A 16,899-nucleotide genomic window follows, 5' to 3' on the forward strand; every position below is an offset into this window, starting at 1 on the left:
TCAGTCTTCCAACTTCACGGGGCGTGGACGGGCCCTGGCGCGGCTCTTCACCGTGTCGCGCATGATCTCCGCAAAGTCGTCCACGTCCGACATCACGCCGTAGATCCTGGTCCACCAGTCTCCGGCAACGTGATCCGCCTCCTCCGGCGGCAGCAGAACGGCCACCGTCTTTCCACGTCGCTCGACGGCCACGCGCTCGCCACGCTCCACGGCTCGCAGCGTTTCGGACAGGTGTGCTTTTAGCTCCGCCACGGCGATTCTCTTGACCATATGACCTCTTCAAAAGGTCATTATGACCCTTTCCAGCGTCTGCGCCAGCGGACGTGCAGCGCTACGGCCTTCCAGTCGAACACCTCCGAAAGCGGTGCCCCCGCACGGCTCATGGCAGCTGGAGCGCGAGGGGCGGGCGCACGTTCGGACAGTGAGAGACGGAGAGCTCGCTCAGAGCGGGGAGCTGCGAGTTGCCGCGCACGCGAAAGGCGCGCGCGCCATCGGTGGTGGCGACCAGCACCAGTCCCTGCTCGGCCGCACTCACGGGATTGCGCGGCAGCCACGCGTCGCCGTCCACGTCCCCCGAGAGGCGCACGGCGGAGCTCACGCCCCGCGCGAGGGGCAGCGCCATGAGCGCGAGGCCCGACTCCACGCGCTCGAGCAGCACCAGCGCGTCCGGCGCGGTCGAGAGCGTGGCGCCCTCCAGCGATCCGGACAGCGGCAGCGACACGCTGCGGAGCTCCGGCGCGAAGGGGCTCACGGTGAGCGTCTGACCCACGAGCGCGCGCGCGTCCCCGTCGTGCTGCCGCACCAGCCAGGCTTCGTCCAGATCCGGCGCGGAGACCAGCACCGACGCTGGACGACCCGGCGCGGGTAGGATCCAACGCTCTGCTTGCCACGTTGGGGCGTGGCTGACGGAGACGATGGCGTCGGCATCACGGCCGTCTTCGAAGGCGGAAGCGTCGAGACCGATCCAGCGCCGCTCACGGCCCACGTTGTAGAGCCCGGATGGCGCAAACCACGCCTTGCCCAGCCCCTCCGGCGAAAGGGCGTCGTCGAGGAGCGTCCAGGTGGTGCCGAGCTCGCGGCTCAGCGCCAGCGTGCTCGCCGCATCCGCATGAACCCGAACATCGCCGGAGAAGAGCTCGGAACGCTGAAAGACGGTGAGCTCGGCGCCGTTCCAGCGCAGGGCCACCACGCGCGCGGCATCCATCTCGGGATCCTGCACGGCCGCGAGCAAGCGGCGCCGCGCTGCGTCCCACACCAGATCGAGGAGCGGGCCTTCGAGCGCGAGGCGCGCGAGCTCGCGGCCGGAAGCGACGTCGAAAGCAACCACACCGCCGTCCGCGTGGCGACCGAAGGCAGTGACGTGCATCACGCCTTCACGCGGCGGCGGCGGTGGGCGCCAGCGCGTCCATCCCGAGTCGGAGGGCGCAGGCGCTTCCGATTGCGGAGCGGGCGAGCCGCTGGAGCAGGCGAGAGCCAATGTGGTGGCGCCCAAGGCGCCGAGGCGGGCGAGGGTGAGCTTTTGCATGGGGGCCTGCTCGGCCCCGAACGCCCTCAGTTGCTGCGCGCAGAAGGGCCCGCGCAGGGGCCCCGACACACTGACTCAATCGAGATCCTTAGGACGACAGTTGCTCGCGATTTTCGTGCGCCCGTCGAGCGAAAGATCGCTCCAGGCGCCGGCCGCCAGCTCCAGCACCGCGAGGGCCGCCGTCGGCATCGTCAGGCTTTCTCCAGTGAGCCCTTCGATCAAGCTCTCGAGGCCGGGGTTGTGTCCCACGAGCAGCACGCGTTCGCACGCCGGGGGCGCGCCCTGCACCGCGTTCGCGTAGTCCGCGGGCTCCGCCAGGTACAGCGAGCGCACGAGGCGTAGCTCACCGCGCCAGCCGCACTCCTCCATCACCGACAGCGCCGTCTGGCGCGCCCGCCGCGCCGTGGACGAAAGCACCAGATCCGGCACCAGCGCGTTTTCCACCAGGTAGCGCCCCATGCGCGGAGCGTCGCGTTCGCCCCGGCGATTGAGCGGCCGATCGTGATCCGGAAGCGAGCCGTCGTCCCAGCTCGACTTCGCGTGGCGGAGGATCAAGAGCGTCTTCACTTCTTGGGCAACCATTCCGGCTTGGTGGTCAGCGCGCCGGCCACCTCCACCCGCGTGATGTCCCCCTTCTCGCAAGTGATCTTCACCTTCGGCTTGCCGGCGTCCTCGCTGACCACACTCTGGATCCGCGCGACCTCCGTGTGCACCTGGTCCGCGCAGAACGCCATCACCTTCACGCCCTCGTCCAGGGTGCCGGCGTGCAGCGCCTTCACGTCCAGCGTGACCTCTCCGCCGTCCGCGATGCGCTTCACGGTCACCTTCTTGCCGTCCACCTTGGACACGATGCCGAGGTGCAGGGCCTTGTCCGGCGGCCTGAGGGGCGCCCACACCCGGAAGCCTTCCAGCTGCTCCGTGGGCGGCAAGGTGTTCTTGGTGGAGCTCGGACGCAGGAGCTTCTTGTCGACCCAACCGGCGGCCTTCGCGAACAGCGCGCCGCCGGAGGCCGCCCCGGGATCTTCCGTCGCGATCAACGCCTCGTGAGCTCCCGCGCCGAGCAACCAAACCTGCTGGCCATGCTCCACGGTGGCCGTCGCCTCTGCCTCGGCGTCTTGGGCGGGCGCCACGCCCAGCGCGCCCCACGCCCACTGGGCCTTGGGGCTGGCCATCTTGCAGCGGCGCTTCTCGCACTCCACGGCGATGGCGAGCTCCTTCTTGGCCGCCACGACGTCTGCCGGAACGGCCTTCCACTTGCCGAGGGCGAGCTCGCGATCGAGCTCCGCCGCTACCTCGCTGGGCTTCTTCGCCGTGAGCCCCTCCTTGCCCAGGGCAAGCAGGTGCTGGTGCAGGGCGTCGCGCAGGATCTCGTCTGCCAGCGGCCGCTCCGCCGCGCTGATCTTGCCGTCCTTCTGCAGCGCGTTCAGACGATCGATGGCCTCTTGCCACTTCTTGGCCTCGAGCAGCGGCCGGATCTCCTTGGTGCTCTCGCCCACGATCAGCTTCTTCAGACGCTTGCCGGCTTCGGTGAAGCCGTCGTTGGAGAGCGACGTCGTGGCATCCGGCGAGCTCAGCAGCGCCCGCGCGGCCTCCACGTTACCCGCCTTCACGTCCTCGCCCATCTTGGCTTCCATGCAGTCGAGCAAGGTGTCTTGCGCCAGCTTCTGCAGCGTCTCCTTGAAGTGGGCGCTGGGCTTCTGACGCAGCGGGGTAGCGACGGATTTGAGAGCGCTGGCGCACTTGCCTTGGCCCGCTTGCTTCTTGGCGCTCGCAGCCACCTCGGCGGCGCGCTTCTCGTCGATCTCCTTCTCGACCGCCAGCGCTTCCCGCGTGCGATCGAGGGCGGCGTACTCGCGAGCTTCTTCGGCGCGATCATGAGCCGTGGCCCAATCGCCCTCCGCCATCGCCTTCTTGGCTTGTTCCAGCAGGATGCCGGCGAGCTCGTCCTTGCCATCTTCCGCCGCCTGGGTATCGCCGAAACGCAACACCAAGCGCCGGTAGTGACCCGCGTCGTGACTCTGCCGGGCCCGCTCGAGCAGGCGCTGCGCCTTGGCCTCGTCGGGGGAGTCGGCCGGCGATTCGGAGCCCTGGCCGGCGCCTCCGCAGGCGCTCGCGAGAGCCGATACGATCAGGAACAGACCCAAGGATTTTCGCGGAATCACGGGGCAGTGGGTCCCACGGCGCCCGAGGCTCGTCAAGCGAGGCCATGCCCCGTGCTAATCCTCAGTCGCGCGAGATGTCCCCTCCCCCTGGCTCGGAACAATTGGCGGCTTGGGCGCGCAGTCGACGCGCCGCCTACGAAGCAATGCCCAACCAGGAATGGTTTCGGGCCTGGGAGCCGTTCGACACCATGGTGAGCGCGGAAGCGTACCTGAACAGCATCTCGTGGCCTCTGGCCCCCGCCCAGATCACGATTGCCGAACCCTGGCTCGCCGCGTTGGACAGCGAGCCGCTCGATCGCACCCTGCTCGCGTTCGTCTCGCACCCGGGCCTGTACCGCCGCGCCGCCGCCCGTGGGGGCGAGCACTTCAACACCCGCGTCGCGTTCATCGAAACTCCTCCGCCGCCCACCGTGCGCATCGGGGACCCGAAATGGGACGAGCACGTGCTCACCTTCGCCGCGTCCGCCGCCGAAGCTGCCGCAGCGTTCCCCAAGGGCGCGCGGGAGCTGCTCGCGTCCTGGGGCTTTTCCGGTCACATCGAAGTGCGCCCCGGCGGCCTGGTGCTCCACTTCGCGGGGACCCGGCCGGCGCCGGATCATCTGTCGCGCCTGGCCAAGGCGATTCCGCCGCTCGTCGCCGAGCTGGTAAAGTGACGGCGCGCATGCAGCGAATTCTCGTCGTCGAAGATGAGCCCGCCATCGCGGAGAGCGTCGCCTACGCCCTGCGCCGGGACGGCTTCGGAGTGACGCTGGCGCACACCTTCGCGGACGCCGAGCGCGAAGCGCGGGACACGGACCTGATCGTGCTGGATCTGATGCTACCGGACGGCAGCGGCTTCGATCTGATCGGCATTCTGCGGCGCGAAAAGCGCCTCACGCCCATCATCGTGCTGTCCAGCCGCGACGGCGAAGCGGATCGGGTGGCGGCGCTGGAGACGGGCGCCGACGACTACGTGACCAAGCCGTTTTCCCCGCGGGAAGTGGTGGCCCGCGTGCGCGCCGTGCTGCGGCGTACGGGCCAGAGCGACGGCGGCGGCGCTGCTGGCGTCGGCGAGTTGCCCGTCACCGCGGACGACGCCACCCGCCGGGCCACCGTGCAGGGCAAGGCGCTGGAGCTCACCCGCGTGGAGTTCGACCTGCTCGCGGGCCTGCTCGACAGCCCGGGTCGCGTGTACACGCGCGCGCAGCTCATCGATCGCGTGTGGGGCGACGGCTTCGCCATCAGCGATCGCACGGTGGACTCGCACATCAAGTCACTGCGCAAGAAGATCGGCGAGGCCGGCGGCGAGCCAGGGCTGATCGAGACCGTGCGTGGCGTGGGCTATCGCATCACCGATCGCCCCACTGACACAGAGAAGCCGTGATCCGGCTGATCGTCGTCGCCGCCGCGGCGATCGGTTTGATCCTTTTCGCCGCCTTCGTGGTGTCGCGACTGCTCGAGTCGCGCACCCGCGGCATGTCGGTCCGCATGCAGGTGTTCTTGGCGCTGGCGTTGATCGTCGGCGCCTTCGCCTTCGGCCTCGGCTTGATGGTCATCGACCGCATCGAAGCGCGCGCGGTTCGCCTGGCCACACAGGCTGCCACCGACGAGGCTGCGAGCATCTCCGGCATGCTGGAAGGCGAGATGGATCGCACCGGCATGGGCATCCGCGACATCGCCGATCGCCTGGAGCAGGAACGCGAGCGCGGCGCGGACCTGCGCCTGGAGCTGCTCGACAGCGGTGGGCATGTCATCTTCCCCGCGGGCCAGAAGAGCGCTCGGGGCGAGCCGGGCACGGTAACGGTGGACGCCCCCGTGTCCGTGCGGGGCAAGGCCGTTGGCGCCGTACGCGTGGTGAAGCCCACCTTGGTCATGCGGCGCTTGCTGGCGGATTTCGCTCCCACGGTGCTGGTCATCAGCCTGGTACTGGGCGCCGTCGCGGCCATTGCCGCCGCACTCATCGGCCGCTCCATCGCGCGCCCCATCGAGGCACTGAGCGCTTTCGCCGAGCGTGTGAGTAGCGGCGAGCGCACCGCCGCGCCCCCCGCGGCCTTCGGTCGGGAGGTGATGCGCCTGTCGCGCTCGATCGACTCCATGCGGCGCCAGCTCGAAGGGCGCCCTTTCGTGGAGGCCTTCGCCGCGGATCTCTCCCACGAGCTCAAGAACCCCGTCGCCGCCATTCGCGCCAGCGCGGAGGTGCTGGAAGAGAGCGCTCTCGACGAGCCCGAGGAAGCGCGCCGCTTCGTCGCACGCATTCGCGAGTCCACGGAGCGCATCGAGCGCCTGCTCGGGGATCTTCTGAGCTTGGCGCGCATCGAGGCGCGCGGCGTGGAGACCTTCGACCCCGTGAACATGGGCGAGCTCGTGCGCACCATTTTGGAGGGCCTGGGCGAGGACGCCAAGCGAGTGCGGGTGGAGGCCGACGGCGACGCTCGCGTGCGTGGCGACGCGAGCTGGCTCTCCCGTGGCGTTCTCAACCTGGTGGACAACGCCCTCGTCCATTCCGAGCCGGGCCCGGTCGTCGTGCGCGTCGCCCGCGCGGATGCCGGCGTGGTGATCGAGGTGGAGAGCTCCGGCAGCGTGCCCAAGCACGTCCGCAAGAATCTGTTTCGCCGCTTCGTCACCACGCGTCCGGACAAGGGCGGCTCCGGCCTCGGCCTGGCCATCGTGCGGGCCGTCACGGAATCCCACGGAGGTCGCGCCGAGCTCGCCAGCCCCGGCCCGCCCAGCGTCGTGTTTCGGCTCACGCTCCCCCCGGCGCGCCGAAAGCTCTCCGACGCAGATACATAAGTTCAGTGATTTTCACGATTTGGCTGTTGGCCCGGCGCGGAACCTCGCTGTCCGGAAGGCGCATCTCCTCGAAACCTCCACACACGCTCCCCTCGACTCGCGCTTGGCTATGCCACCTTCGTCTTCTCGCTACCCCTACGTGAGGTCGTGCCTTGAACAACGCTGAGAAAATCATCCCCCGCCACGTGGCCATCATCATGGACGGCAACGGCCGTTGGGCGAAGGCCCGCGGGCTCGACCGCTCCGAGGGTCACGCCGAAGGTGCCCGCGCCGTGCGGGACGCGGTGGAGACGGCGACGCGCATCGGCGTCGAGTACCTGACCCTGTACGCCTTCAGCGTCGCCAACTGGGCACGCCCGCGGCCCGAGGTCGAAGCCTTGATGCGGCTGTTGGTGGACTTCGCCAAGCGCGAGCGCTCGGAGCTGCGCACGAACGGCATCCGCGTGAACGTCATTGGCCAGCTGGAGGACCTGCCCACGGTCACCCGCCGCGCCGTGGAAGACCTAATCGCCTACACCGCCGACGGCGATCGCATGACCCTCACCCTGGCGCTTTCGTACGGCGGGCGCCAAGACATCGTGGAAGCGGCGCGAGCCCTGGCCGTCCGCGCGCGAGCAGGCCTGGTGCTTCCGGAAGAGATCGACGAGTCCTTCTTCCACCGCGAGATGACCACGCGCTCGCTCCCGGACGTGGATCTCTTGATCCGCACCGGCGGCGAGACCCGCGTCAGCGACTTCTTGCTGTTCGAGTCGGCCTACGCCGAGCTGTTGTTCCTGCCCATCATGTGGCCGGACTTCACGCCGCAGACCTTGCTCGACGCCGTCGAGATGTACTCGAGCCGCGAGCGCCGCTTCGGACGCACGTCGGAGCAGGTGCAGGTTCCGCCGGAAGGCTCTTCCACCTTCGATCCGCTCGATCCACTGCCCTGAGAGTCACCTGGACGCCGCCGGCTCTGCCGACGGATACTGACAGGGAGTGCCTGATCAGATCATCGCGGGCCGATTCCGGCTGCTAGCGCGCGCTGGCGCCGGCGGCATGGGGCTCGTCTACCGGGCCCTCGACGAAGCGACCGGCGACACCGTCGCCGTGAAGGTCCTGCACCCGGGCCAGACCGGCGAGCGCTTCCTGCGGGAAGCGGCGGTGCTGTCCACCCTGGCGCACCCTGCCATCGTCCGCTACGTGGCGCACGGCGAGACCGAACGGGGACGCCTGTATCTCGCCATGGAGTGGCTCGCAGGGCGCACCCTCTCGGAGCACCTGGCAGAACGTCCGCTGACCATCAAGGAGACGTTGACCGTCGCCGCTCGGGTCGCCTCCGGCCTGGCGGCGGCGCATCGCGAGGGCGTGGTGCATCGCGACGTCAAGCCCAGCAACGTGTTCGTCGTGAATGGCTCCTTGGCGGACGCGAAGCTGATCGACTTCGGTGTGGCTCGGCGCCGCCTCGATCCCCACTTCACGGAAGCCGGCCTCTTGATCGGGACGCTCGCGTACATGTCGCCCGAACAGGCCTCCGGCGACCGCAACCCGGAGCCGGCCTCCGACGTATTCTCATTGGGCTCCTTGCTCTATCGCGCCGTGAGTGGAGAGCATCCCTTCAAGGGTGGAGACGCCACGGTGATCCTCGCCAAGGTGCTGCTGGACGAGCCCGCGCCGTTGTCTCGCTTGGTGCCGAACATCCCCGCGCCTTTCGAGCAGCTACTGACGGACATGCTCCACAAGCGGCCCGACGATCGGCCCGCCAACGCCGCAGCGGTGGAAGCCCGCCTGCGGTCCATGAGCATCGGCAACATCAGTGAGCCGCCGCCAGCAGCGCTCGGCAGCGAAGAACGGCGGGCCGTATGGGTCGCCCTGGTAGGGGGCGGGGAGCCGGAGGACACCGAGACCCGTGAGCTCCGACTCTCCCAACCGGAGCTGGCCCCCAACACACGGGCCGCAGCCATGGTCGCCAGCCACGGCGGCAGCTGGCACGTGCTGGCCGACGGCACCGGCGTGGCGACGTTCTTCGTCACCGAGACGGACCACGGCGCCGCCGCAGCCCGCGCCGCGATGGCGCTGGTTGCCTTGTTCGGCGATCGCCCCCTGGCTCTGAGCTTGGGCCTCGGCGTCGTGGGACAGCGCGGCCCCATCGGCAGCGCCCTGGACCGCGCGGTGACCACCCTCGCCGGCGCCCGCCCGGGAGAGGTCCGCGTGGATGCCGAAACCGCCCGCGTGCTCGGCCCCCGCCGCACGGTCCGGACCAGCGATGGACGCCACCGGTTGGGCTCCGAGAGCACGCCGCCGGACACCGCGCGGCTGTTTCTGGGTCGCGCCACCGAGTTCGTGGGCCGCGAACGCGAGCTCGTCGCGCTGGAGGCGTTGTACGACGAGTGCGCCAGCGAGCCCGTGGCACGCGCCGCGCTCGTGCTCGGTGACGCCGGTGTGGGCAAGTCCCGCTTGCGCTACGAGCTCGCGCTACGCCTGACGGAGCACGAGCTGCCGAGCACGGTCCTGCTCGGACGCTCGGACTCCCTCAGCGCGGGCAACCCCTTCGGCCTCTTGCGTCACGCTCTCCGGCGCTCCGCGGAGCTGTTCGACGGCGAGCCGGCGGAGCTCAGCCGCGAGAAACTGCTTCGACGCGTCACGCGCAGCATGGGGGATTCGGACCACGCGCGAGAAGTCGTCGCCTTCTTGGGCGAGCTCTCGGGCGTGCCCTTTCCCCTGAGCTTTGCCGAAGCGCTGGCGCCCGCCCGGGCCGATGCCACGCGCATGGGCGACGGTATCCGCGGCGCGTGGCTCGACTTCGTCGCGGCGGAGTGTGGCGCGCGCCCGCTCGTCATCCTGTTGGAGGATCTGCACTGGGGAGATCGCCCCAGCGTGAACCTGATCGACGCCGCCCTGGCGGCGCACCCGGAGCTGCCGCTGTTGGTGATTGCCTTCGCGCGGCCCACGGTGGACGAGACCCTGACCAAGCCCTGGGTGGAGCGTGGGGCTCAGACTCTTCGACTGCGGCCGCTGCATCGCGGGGCGGCGACCCAACTCTCGCGCTCCGTGCTCGGGGCGAGCGCGACGGAAGAAACCATCGCGCGCATCGTGGACCTCGCGGACGGCAACGCGTTCTTCCTCGAAGAGCTGATCCGCACCGTCGCCGACGGGCACTCGGAGCTTCCCGCTTCCGTGGTGGGCATGGTGCAAAACCGTCTCGACACGCTCCCCACGAACGCGCGTCGCATACTCCGGGCCGCCAGCGTGTTCGGCATGCGCTTCTGGCAGAGTGGCGCCGAGCACTTGACCGGCCAGCATCACGACGCCGCGGCCCTCGAAGAGCTCGCGGGGCGGGAGCTCGTCAGTCGCCGTCCCCAGAGCGCTTTCCCGGGACAAGCGGAGTACGCCTTTCGCCACTCGATGGTGCGCGAGGCCGCCTACGCGACGCTCACGGAGGAAGACCGCGCGCTGGGGCATCGCATGGCCGGGGAGTGGCTCGAGCGCGCCGGAGAGGTGGAATCCCTCGTGCTGGCGGAACACTACCGCCGCGGCGGCGAGCTGCCGCGAGCCGCCCACTTCTATGCCGCCGCTGCAGAACGCGCGTTGGAAGGCCACGATCTGACGGCGACCCTCGAACGCGCAGAGCTGGCCCTGACCTGCGGCCCCGACGCCGCCCTGCGTGGACGTCTCCGGCAGCTGGCGGCCCAAGCCCACTTGTGGCGTGGGGAGTACCTGCAGGGCGAGCGCGCCGCGGAGGAAGCGGCCCGGCTCCTCGAACGCGGCTCCACATCGTGGTTCTCGGCGCTGTCCGACGCCTGCTCGTGCAGCAGCAGTCTGGAGCACGGCGATGCCCTCGCGAACGCCGCCGAGCTCGCCGCCGACGCGACGGCCCTCGATGAAGACGCGAGGGCCGCTCAGATCATGTGCCTGTCCCGCGCCGCGAGCGGCTACCTGAAAGCGGGGCGTCGCGCCGACGCCGCCCGCTTGGTGGAAAAGATGGATGCCCTGTGCCCCGCCGTTCGAAGCCTGTCGGCGACGGCGTGGACGCACCACGCGCGTTCCGCAGTGGCCTACTTCGCTGGGGAGCAGAGCGCATTTCGCAAGGAGCTCTCGAGCGCGCTGTCGGCGTTCGACGCGACCGGCGAAACCCGCGCCGCGACCAACACCCGGGTGAACCTCGGTTTCATGGAGATGACCCTCGGCAACTACGAAACGGCCGAGAGCCTGCTGCGGCAGGCCCTCGCGACCACGGAGCGGCTGGGCCTCGCCAGCGTGCGCGCCTACGCGCTGCACAACCTGGGGCACATCCGTGCCGAGTGCGGCGCCCCGGCGGAAGCCATCGCGCTCCAGCGACAGGCGATTGCCATCGCGGAGCGTCACGGCGAGGGGATCTTGGAAGGGTCGGCGCGGGCGTATCTCGCCCTCGCGGCGTGTCGCGACGGGCAGCTCTCCCTGGCCGAGACGGAATCGCGGCGAGCCAGCAAGATTCTCGAGAAAATCCCGGGATTGCTGCCGTTGGCTCTGGCGACCCTGGCCCGCGTGCTGCTCGCCCGGGGCAGCGCCGCGGCCGCGCTCGCGGAAGCACGCCGCGCGCACGACCTCGCCGGAGAGCACGGCACTCCGGAAGACACCGAGTCCCTCGTGGCGTTGGTCCTCGCCCAAGCCCAGCTCGAGAACGGCCTCGAGAGCGATGCACGGCGCACGCTGGAGCATGGCGCGCGCTCGCTGCTTCGTCGCGCGGAGCGGGTTGGGGAAAAGAACGTGCTCGAGCGCGTGTCCGACAACGCCGAGCTGTTGGCGTTGGCCCGCGCGCACGGCGCGGCTTGATCAGAACGCGAACTCGACGGTGTTGAGCGATTTGACCTTGTCGCGCCAGCTCACACTGCGAATCTGACTCTTCACGCAGCTCGCGAGCTTGTCGTTCTTCGGCGTCACGTCCACGTCCACCCCTACCGCCTTGCCATTCCAGATGGCCACGCGGATCTTGACGTGCTCGCTTTCCTTCGCCTTGCACGGCTCGTAGAGCTTCATGTCCATGAGCGGCTCGCCCAACGCGTCGGGATCGAGATTGGAGCGCTCCATGCCCTGCGGCACTGCCGCGATCGCCTGCTCCACGCTCATGTCGTCGCTGAACTCGGGCTCCGCAGCCGCGGGCGGCGTCTCGGGCTCGGAAGGCTCTTCGCTCGCCGTCGTCGCCGGTGGCGGGCTGGGCTCGGGCGCCGTGGTCGGCTCTGGCTCCGGAGCTCGTGGCGGAGGCGCGGAGCCGCCGCATGCTGCGAGCACCAAGAGCATCGACCCCAAGATGAAATGCCGCATGGCGGCGAAGAGCATAGCGCGGTCAGATCCGCCACCCAACGCGTTTCGTGGACATCGGAAGGGCGTCGGGGGATACTCTTTTCAGGGGCACGCCATCGGGCGATGTAGGGGGTAGGGAGCTTTCGTTCGTGAGCAGAGTGAGATTGGACGACGACGTCGCCCGGGCCCGGGTGCTCCTCGTCGATGACGAGCCCATCGTTCTGCGCGCGCTGGCGCGTGTGCTTTCGGATTTCGCGGTGTCGACCACGCTGGACCCACGCGAGGCCATCGACTTGTTCGTGGACGGCGACTTCGACGTCGTCATCACGGACGTCGGCATGCCTGCGCTCGATGGCTTGTCGTTGCTCCCCAGACTGCGAGAGCACGACCCGGACGTTCCGGTGATCCTGCTCACCGGTGCGATCAGCCAGAGTCAGCTCCGTCTGGCCGCGGAGCGGGGCGCCTATCGCCTGCTGGAAAAGCCGTTTCCGCCAACGGACCTGATCGCCCTCGTGCGCCGCGCGGTGGGTCTGCGCCGCTTTGCCCGCACCCGGCGCGCGATGGAAGACGTGATCGCTCGGGTCAAGCCCCAGCGCTCGAGCAACGCGCCGCCCTCTGCGCTGGATCGTGCGTTGTCCACGCTGTGGATGGCCTACCAGCCCATCGTGACGAAAGACGGAGGCACCTTCGGCTGGGAAGCGCTCTTGCGCAGCCGCGAGGCGGACCTGGAAGACCCGCTGGCGCTGTTGGATCTGGCGAGTCGCCTCGGGCGCCTGCGGGACATCGAGGAGTCCGTGCGGTACCACGCACCACGTGCCCTACCCAGCATGCCTCCCGACACCAGCCTGTGCATCAACCTGCATCCCCACGAGCTCGAGGACGAGACCCTGTTGGCAGAGAGCTGCCCCATGGCGCCGCACGCGGCTCGCATCGTGTTGGAAGTGACGGAGCGCGCCGCGCTTTCCGACAATCCGCGCTTGAGCAGCACCTTGCGAGGGCTCCGCGAGCGGGGCTATCGCATCGCGATCGACGATCTGGGCGCGGGACACGCGGGACTCTCGGGGTTCGCCATGTTGGAGCCCGACATCGTCAAGCTCGACGTCGATCTGGTGCGCGGCATCGATCGCAGCAGCACCCGACAGCGGCTGGCCGCCACGCTCATCGACCTGTGCCACGACCTCGGCGCCCAAGTGGTGGCCGAAGGCGTGGAGAGCGAAGGCGAGAAGGCCCAGCTCATTTCCCTCGGCTGCGACCTGCTTCAGGGCTTCCTGTTCGCCAAGCCCGCCCATCCGCCCCCAGCGCCCCAGTGGTGAGGCTTGTGCTCGGGCCGCGGCCGATAGAGCCTGCGCGGCCATGAGCGAGCCCATCTTCAGCACTCACAATCCCGCGGACCAGAGCGAGCTTTCCCCGGTCAAGGCCACGGAGGAAGCCGCCGTCGCCAAGGTCGTGGCGAAGGCGCGCAAGGCGCAGCCGGCTTGGGCCGCCGTGCCCCTGTCGGAGCGCATTGGGACGATGAAGGAACTGGCTCGGCGCCTGCTGGACAAGCGTGCCGACGGCCTCGCTCTGATGAGCGCGGAGACCGGGCGCAGCGAGACGGAATGCCTGATGAGTGAGCTTTCGGGCGTGATGGACTTCGCCAAGGCCGCGGGGCGAGCGGCGCACAAGGCGATGGCGCCGGAGCGCATCAAGCTCTCCTCGCTCGACTACCCGGGCAAACGCATCACGGTGGAGCTCGTGCCCCGCGGAGTGATTGGCATCATCGCGCCCTGGAACTACCCGCTCTCGAACTTCTTCAAGTCGCTGTTCCCGGCGCTCCTGGCAGGCAACGCAGTGGTGCTCAAGCCCAGCGAGCACACGCCACGCACGGGCGCCTGGCTCGCGGACGTCTGCGCCGAGGTGCTCCCCGACGGCCTGGTCGGTCTGGTGCAGGGAGGCGGCGCCGTGGGCGGGGCGTTGATCGATGCGGACATCGACGGGCTGGTGTTCACCGGCTCCGTGCGCACCGGACGCAAGGTGTCGGCGCGGGCAGGAGAGCGTCTCATCCCGTGCTCCGTCGAGCTCGGCGGCAAGGACGCCGCCATCGTGCTCGCGGACTGTGACCTCGGTCGCACGGCGGTGGGCATTTTGCAGTGGGGCGTCCACAACGCCGGTCAGAACTGCGCGGCCATCGAGAGGGTGTACGTGGAGGAGGCGATCGCCGACGTCTTCGTGGAGCGCCTGGGGAAGATCGCGAAGAAGCTCCGGGTGGCGCCCCAAGACGGCCCGAGTGAGCTCGGCCCGCTGCAGAACGAAGCCCAGCTCGGCATCGTGGAGCGCCACGTGGCCGACGCCCTGGACAAGGGCGCCAAGCTGGTGGCGGGAGGCAAACGCACCGACAAGGGACTCGGCTATCAGGCGACGGTGCTCGATGGCTGCACGCCGGACATGCTGGTGATGCGCGAAGAGACCTTCGGCCCGGTCGTCGCGGTGCAGCGAGTGAAAGACGCGGAGGAGGCGCTGAAGCTCGCCAACGACTGCGCCTACGGGCTCAATGGCTCGGTGTGGACGCGGGACATCGCCCGCGGCGAGGAGCTCGCGCGTCGATTGGAGGTGGGCGTGGCGCTGGTGAACAACCACTCCATCACGGGCATCTTGGCGGAAACGCCCTGGACCGGCGTGAAGGACACCGGGCCCGGCATCGCCTCCAGCCGTCACGCCTATCACGTGTTTGCACGACCACGGACGCTCCTGGTAGACAGCTCCTCCAAGCCGGACCCTTGGTGGTTTCCGGCAAACGAGGATCTGACGGCCCTCGGCGAAGCCCTCGTGACGCGCTCCCTCCACGGTGGGCTCGGAGTGCTGCTCAAGCTCGGTGGCTTGGTCGGAAAGCGCGTGAAGGCGATACGAGAGCTCGGAGAAGGATGAAGATTCGACACAGCGTGTTGTGGGTGACCCTGGCCCTGGCCGGCTGTCAGCACGGCGAGGAGAAGCCGAAGGCCACGCCCCCGTCCGCCACCAGCACCCCGGCTCCGGTCACGCCGCCTGCCCCGAGCGCGAGCGCCAGCGCCACCCCGACGGCGGAAGACGCGGGCACGAGAGCCAAGGACGCGGCGCCCGACGCACCCGTGAGTCACGTTCCCGTGCTGACGGACGCAGACGGAGGCACCCTGCCCCAGACCGAAGAGCGTCCCACCACCACCTCGCCGTTCTTCACGGAGCTGTCTCGGACGCTGTTCGAAGCCATCCAGAAAGACGAGCCGGAGAAGGCCCATCCCTACTTCTTCCCTCGCCTGGCGTACCGGGAAGTGAAGGCCATCGAGAAGCCGGACCGTGACTACGAGCGGCGCCTTCTGGCCAACTTCGACCGCGACATCCACGAGTACCACCGAAAGCTGGGCGACGATCCCGCCGCCGCCCGCCTGATCGCCCTGGAAGTGCCGGAAGATCGCGCGCGCTGGATGAAGCCCGGCTCCGAGGGAAACAAGCTCGCCTACTTCCGAGTGCTCCACTCCGCGCTGCGCTTTGCGGATGCCAAAGGCAAGGAGCATTCCCTCGAGATCACCAGCCTGATCTCCTGGCGCGGCGAGTGGTACGTGGTCCACATCCACGGCTTCAAGTGATCGACATCACCGCGGTGCGTTGACGGCGGCGGCGTCCATGAAAAGATCCCTTTCATGGCGGAGCATCATGGATTTGCCGACGACGAGTGGGCGCTGGTGTGCGAGGCGCCGCTGGACGTGTTCATGGGCATCCTGGCAGCCGACTCCAGCGTGGAGTCCGTGCGCGCGGAGGTAGAGGCCCTGGAGCGCTGGATCGCACGTCACGCAAATGGAGATTCGGATCGAACCTGGGTGCGGGATCTGCTGAAGGGCGCGGACCATCCCTCCGAGGCTCAAGCCGCAGGGCGGGCGAGCATTGCGGAGGGGGAGCTGCTCGACAAGATCGAGCGCGTGGGTCAAGCCGTGGATGCTCGGCGTCCGCCGGAAGAGGCTCGCGAGTTCAAGGTGTCGCTGGTGGACCTGGCCAAGGAAGTCGCCGCGGCCTCCGGTGGCGCGCTCTCCGGCGGCCCGAAGACCTGCCAGTCCGAGGCGGACCTGATCTGGAAGCTGCGCCGGAAGCTCGACGTGTGATCAGAAGTCGACGATCACCGCGCCCCAGGTGAACCCGGACCCGAAGGCGACCATCGCGACCTTCATGCCCGGCTTGAGCTTCCCGCTCTGCACGGCCTCCGCCAGCAGGATCGGTATCGTGGCGGCGGTGGTGTTGCCATAACGCTGGATGTTGTGCACCACGCGATCTTCCGGCACGCCGATCTGTTCGGCGACGTACTGGTTGATTCGCATGTTGGCCTGGTGAAACAAGAACAGGTCGATGTCGTCCCGCGTGATGCCCTGGGCCATGCACGCCTGCATCAACACGCCGATCATGCGCTCCACCGCGTTGCGAAACACCTGCTTGCCATCCATGTGGGCCCACATGTGGCCCGGCTCCACCTGGCCGACGCCCTCGGCGTTGGTAGGAATGAACGGGCGTTTCTTGATGTCCCACACCTTTTGGGACAGCACGTCCGCGTAGCGGCCGTCCGCGCCGAGGTACCAGCCGCGCACGCCTTTGTCCTCGTCCGTGGCACTCACCACCACCGCTCCGGCACCGTCCCCGAAAAGGGAGGACACGGTGCGACCCTCCGTCGAGAGATCGAGCGCCGCGGAGTGCGTCTCCGCGCCCACCAGGAGCACGTGCTTTGCACCGCCGGATTGGACCATGCTCGCCGCCGTCGCCAGGCCGTAGACGAAGCCCGAGCACTGGTTTCGGATGTCCAGCGCCGGAACGAACTTCGGATTGTCGCCCTCGCACAGGCCGAGCTTCTGCTGCAGGTACACACCGGAGCCGGGGAAGGCGTGATCCGGCGAGAGCGTCGCGAACACGATCATGTCGAGGTCCGTCTTTTGGATCCCCGCCGCCGCGATGGCGTCCTCCGCGGCGTGCAGCGCCAGGTCGGAAGTTCCCACGCCTTCCTCGGCGAAGTGTCGCTCTTCGATGCCCGTTCGCTTTACGATCCACTCGTGCGTGGTGTCGATGCCGTAGTCCTTCGCCAGCTGGTCGTTGGTGACGACGCGCGGCGGAACGTAGAAGCCGGTACCGGAAATGTATGCGTTGGGCATGAGGCCGCCGATCATCGGCGGGATCTCGGGGTCAGGTCAACCGTCG

15 protein-coding genes are annotated in these 16,899 nt (G+C 68.9%); 9 read left to right on the forward strand and 6 right to left on the reverse strand.

Going from position 1 to position 16,899, the window contains the following annotated elements; all coding sequences use genetic code 11:
• The 4 genes from H6717_21055 to H6717_21070 form a co-directional block, all read right to left on the reverse strand.
• On the reverse strand, positions 1 to 270 hold the full coding sequence (locus H6717_21055) for a type II toxin-antitoxin system prevent-host-death family antitoxin (protein ID MCB9579533.1): 270 nt from the start codon (positions 268 to 270) through the stop codon (positions 1 to 3).
• Positions 271 to 379: 109 nt separating this feature from the next.
• A complete protein-coding gene (locus H6717_21060; protein ID MCB9579534.1) occupies positions 380 to 1,525 on the reverse strand; it encodes a hypothetical protein in 1,146 nt (381 codons plus the stop codon).
• A 75-nt stretch (positions 1,526 to 1,600) separates the two neighbouring features.
• Positions 1,601 to 2,107: a histidine phosphatase family protein gene (locus H6717_21065; GenBank protein ID MCB9579535.1), complete on the reverse strand. Its 507-nt coding sequence runs from the start codon at positions 2,105 to 2,107 to the stop codon at positions 1,601 to 1,603.
• Complete coding sequence (locus H6717_21070) at positions 2,089 to 3,687, reverse strand: hypothetical protein (GenBank protein MCB9579536.1); 1,599 nt, start codon at positions 3,685 to 3,687, stop codon at positions 2,089 to 2,091. Before H6717_21070 ends, H6717_21065 begins: the two co-directional genes overlap by 19 nt.
• A gap of 74 nt (positions 3,688 to 3,761) precedes the next feature.
• Here H6717_21070 and H6717_21075 point away from each other — a divergent pair, with 74 nt between their 5' ends.
• The 5 genes from H6717_21075 to H6717_21095 all read left to right on the forward strand — a co-directional run bounded on the left by H6717_21075 (position 3,762) and on the right by H6717_21095 (position 11,244).
• Complete coding sequence (locus H6717_21075) at positions 3,762 to 4,340, forward strand: hypothetical protein (protein MCB9579537.1); 579 nt, start codon at positions 3,762 to 3,764, stop codon at positions 4,338 to 4,340.
• An 8-nt stretch (positions 4,341 to 4,348) separates the two neighbouring features.
• Positions 4,349 to 5,050: a response regulator transcription factor gene (locus H6717_21080; protein MCB9579538.1), complete on the forward strand. Its 702-nt coding sequence runs from the start codon at positions 4,349 to 4,351 to the stop codon at positions 5,048 to 5,050.
• Positions 5,047 to 6,456: a two-component sensor histidine kinase gene (locus tag H6717_21085; protein ID MCB9579539.1), complete on the forward strand. Its 1,410-nt coding sequence runs from the start codon at positions 5,047 to 5,049 to the stop codon at positions 6,454 to 6,456. Before H6717_21080 ends, H6717_21085 begins: the two co-directional genes overlap by 4 nt.
• Before the next feature lie 152 nt (positions 6,457 to 6,608).
• On the forward strand, positions 6,609 to 7,385 hold the full coding sequence (gene uppS, locus H6717_21090) for a di-trans,poly-cis-decaprenylcistransferase (GenBank protein MCB9579540.1): 777 nt from the start codon (positions 6,609 to 6,611) through the stop codon (positions 7,383 to 7,385).
• Positions 7,386 to 7,431: 46 nt separating this feature from the next.
• Complete coding sequence (locus tag H6717_21095) at positions 7,432 to 11,244, forward strand: protein kinase (GenBank protein ID MCB9579541.1); 3,813 nt, start codon at positions 7,432 to 7,434, stop codon at positions 11,242 to 11,244.
• Here the strand turns inward: H6717_21095 and H6717_21100 are convergent, their stop codons facing one another.
• Positions 11,245 to 11,733: a hypothetical protein gene (locus H6717_21100; protein ID MCB9579542.1), complete on the reverse strand. Its 489-nt coding sequence runs from the start codon at positions 11,731 to 11,733 to the stop codon at positions 11,245 to 11,247.
• A 128-nt stretch (positions 11,734 to 11,861) separates the two neighbouring features.
• Here H6717_21100 and H6717_21105 point away from each other — a divergent pair, with 128 nt between their 5' ends.
• The 4 genes from H6717_21105 to H6717_21120 are packed head-to-tail and all read left to right on the forward strand — an operon-like array spanning position 11,862 to position 15,821.
• Positions 11,862 to 13,025, forward strand: coding sequence for an EAL domain-containing response regulator (locus H6717_21105; GenBank protein ID MCB9579543.1), 1,164 nt, complete (start codon positions 11,862 to 11,864; stop codon positions 13,023 to 13,025).
• A gap of 40 nt (positions 13,026 to 13,065) precedes the next feature.
• Complete coding sequence (locus H6717_21110; GenBank protein MCB9579544.1) at positions 13,066 to 14,616, forward strand: aldehyde dehydrogenase family protein; 1,551 nt, start codon at positions 13,066 to 13,068, stop codon at positions 14,614 to 14,616.
• A complete protein-coding gene (locus H6717_21115; protein MCB9579545.1) occupies positions 14,613 to 15,311 on the forward strand; it encodes a hypothetical protein in 699 nt (232 codons plus the stop codon). The genes H6717_21110 and H6717_21115 overlap by 4 nt, the downstream gene beginning before the upstream one ends.
• Before the next feature lie 54 nt (positions 15,312 to 15,365).
• Entirely contained in the window at positions 15,366 to 15,821 is a 456-nt protein-coding gene (locus H6717_21120; protein ID MCB9579546.1) for a hypothetical protein, read from the forward strand.
• Here the strand turns inward: H6717_21120 and H6717_21125 are convergent, their stop codons facing one another.
• Positions 15,822 to 16,853 (reverse strand): ketoacyl-ACP synthase III, encoded by a 1,032-nt coding sequence (locus H6717_21125; protein MCB9579547.1) that lies wholly within the window; start codon positions 16,851 to 16,853, stop codon positions 15,822 to 15,824.
• Positions 16,854 to 16,899 lie beyond the last annotated feature (46 nt).

The sequence above is a fragment of the Polyangiaceae bacterium genome (assembly GCA_020633235.1).
Lineage (GTDB): Bacteria > Myxococcota_A > Polyangia > Polyangiales > Polyangiaceae > JACKEA01.

Coding starts and splice junctions, on each gene's coding strand:
- H6717_21055 (MCB9579533.1), bottom strand. CDS start 270: ATGGTCAAGAGAATCGCCGTGGCGGAGCTAAAAGCACACCTGTCCGAA.
- H6717_21060 (MCB9579534.1), bottom strand. CDS start 1,525: ATGCAAAAGCTCACCCTCGCCCGCCTCGGCGCCTTGGGCGCCACCACA.
- H6717_21065 (MCB9579535.1), bottom strand. CDS start 2,107: ATGGTTGCCCAAGAAGTGAAGACGCTCTTGATCCTCCGCCACGCGAAG.
- H6717_21075 (MCB9579537.1), top strand. CDS start 3,762: ATGTCCCCTCCCCCTGGCTCGGAACAATTGGCGGCTTGGGCGCGCAGT.
- H6717_21080 (MCB9579538.1), top strand. CDS start 4,349: ATGCAGCGAATTCTCGTCGTCGAAGATGAGCCCGCCATCGCGGAGAGC.
- H6717_21100 (MCB9579542.1), bottom strand. CDS start 11,733: ATGCGGCATTTCATCTTGGGGTCGATGCTCTTGGTGCTCGCAGCATGC.
- H6717_21110 (MCB9579544.1), top strand. CDS start 13,066: ATGAGCGAGCCCATCTTCAGCACTCACAATCCCGCGGACCAGAGCGAG.
- H6717_21115 (MCB9579545.1), top strand. CDS start 14,613: ATGAAGATTCGACACAGCGTGTTGTGGGTGACCCTGGCCCTGGCCGGC.
- H6717_21120 (MCB9579546.1), top strand. CDS start 15,366: ATGGCGGAGCATCATGGATTTGCCGACGACGAGTGGGCGCTGGTGTGC.
- H6717_21125 (MCB9579547.1), bottom strand. CDS start 16,853: ATGCCCAACGCATACATTTCCGGTACCGGCTTCTACGTTCCGCCGCGC.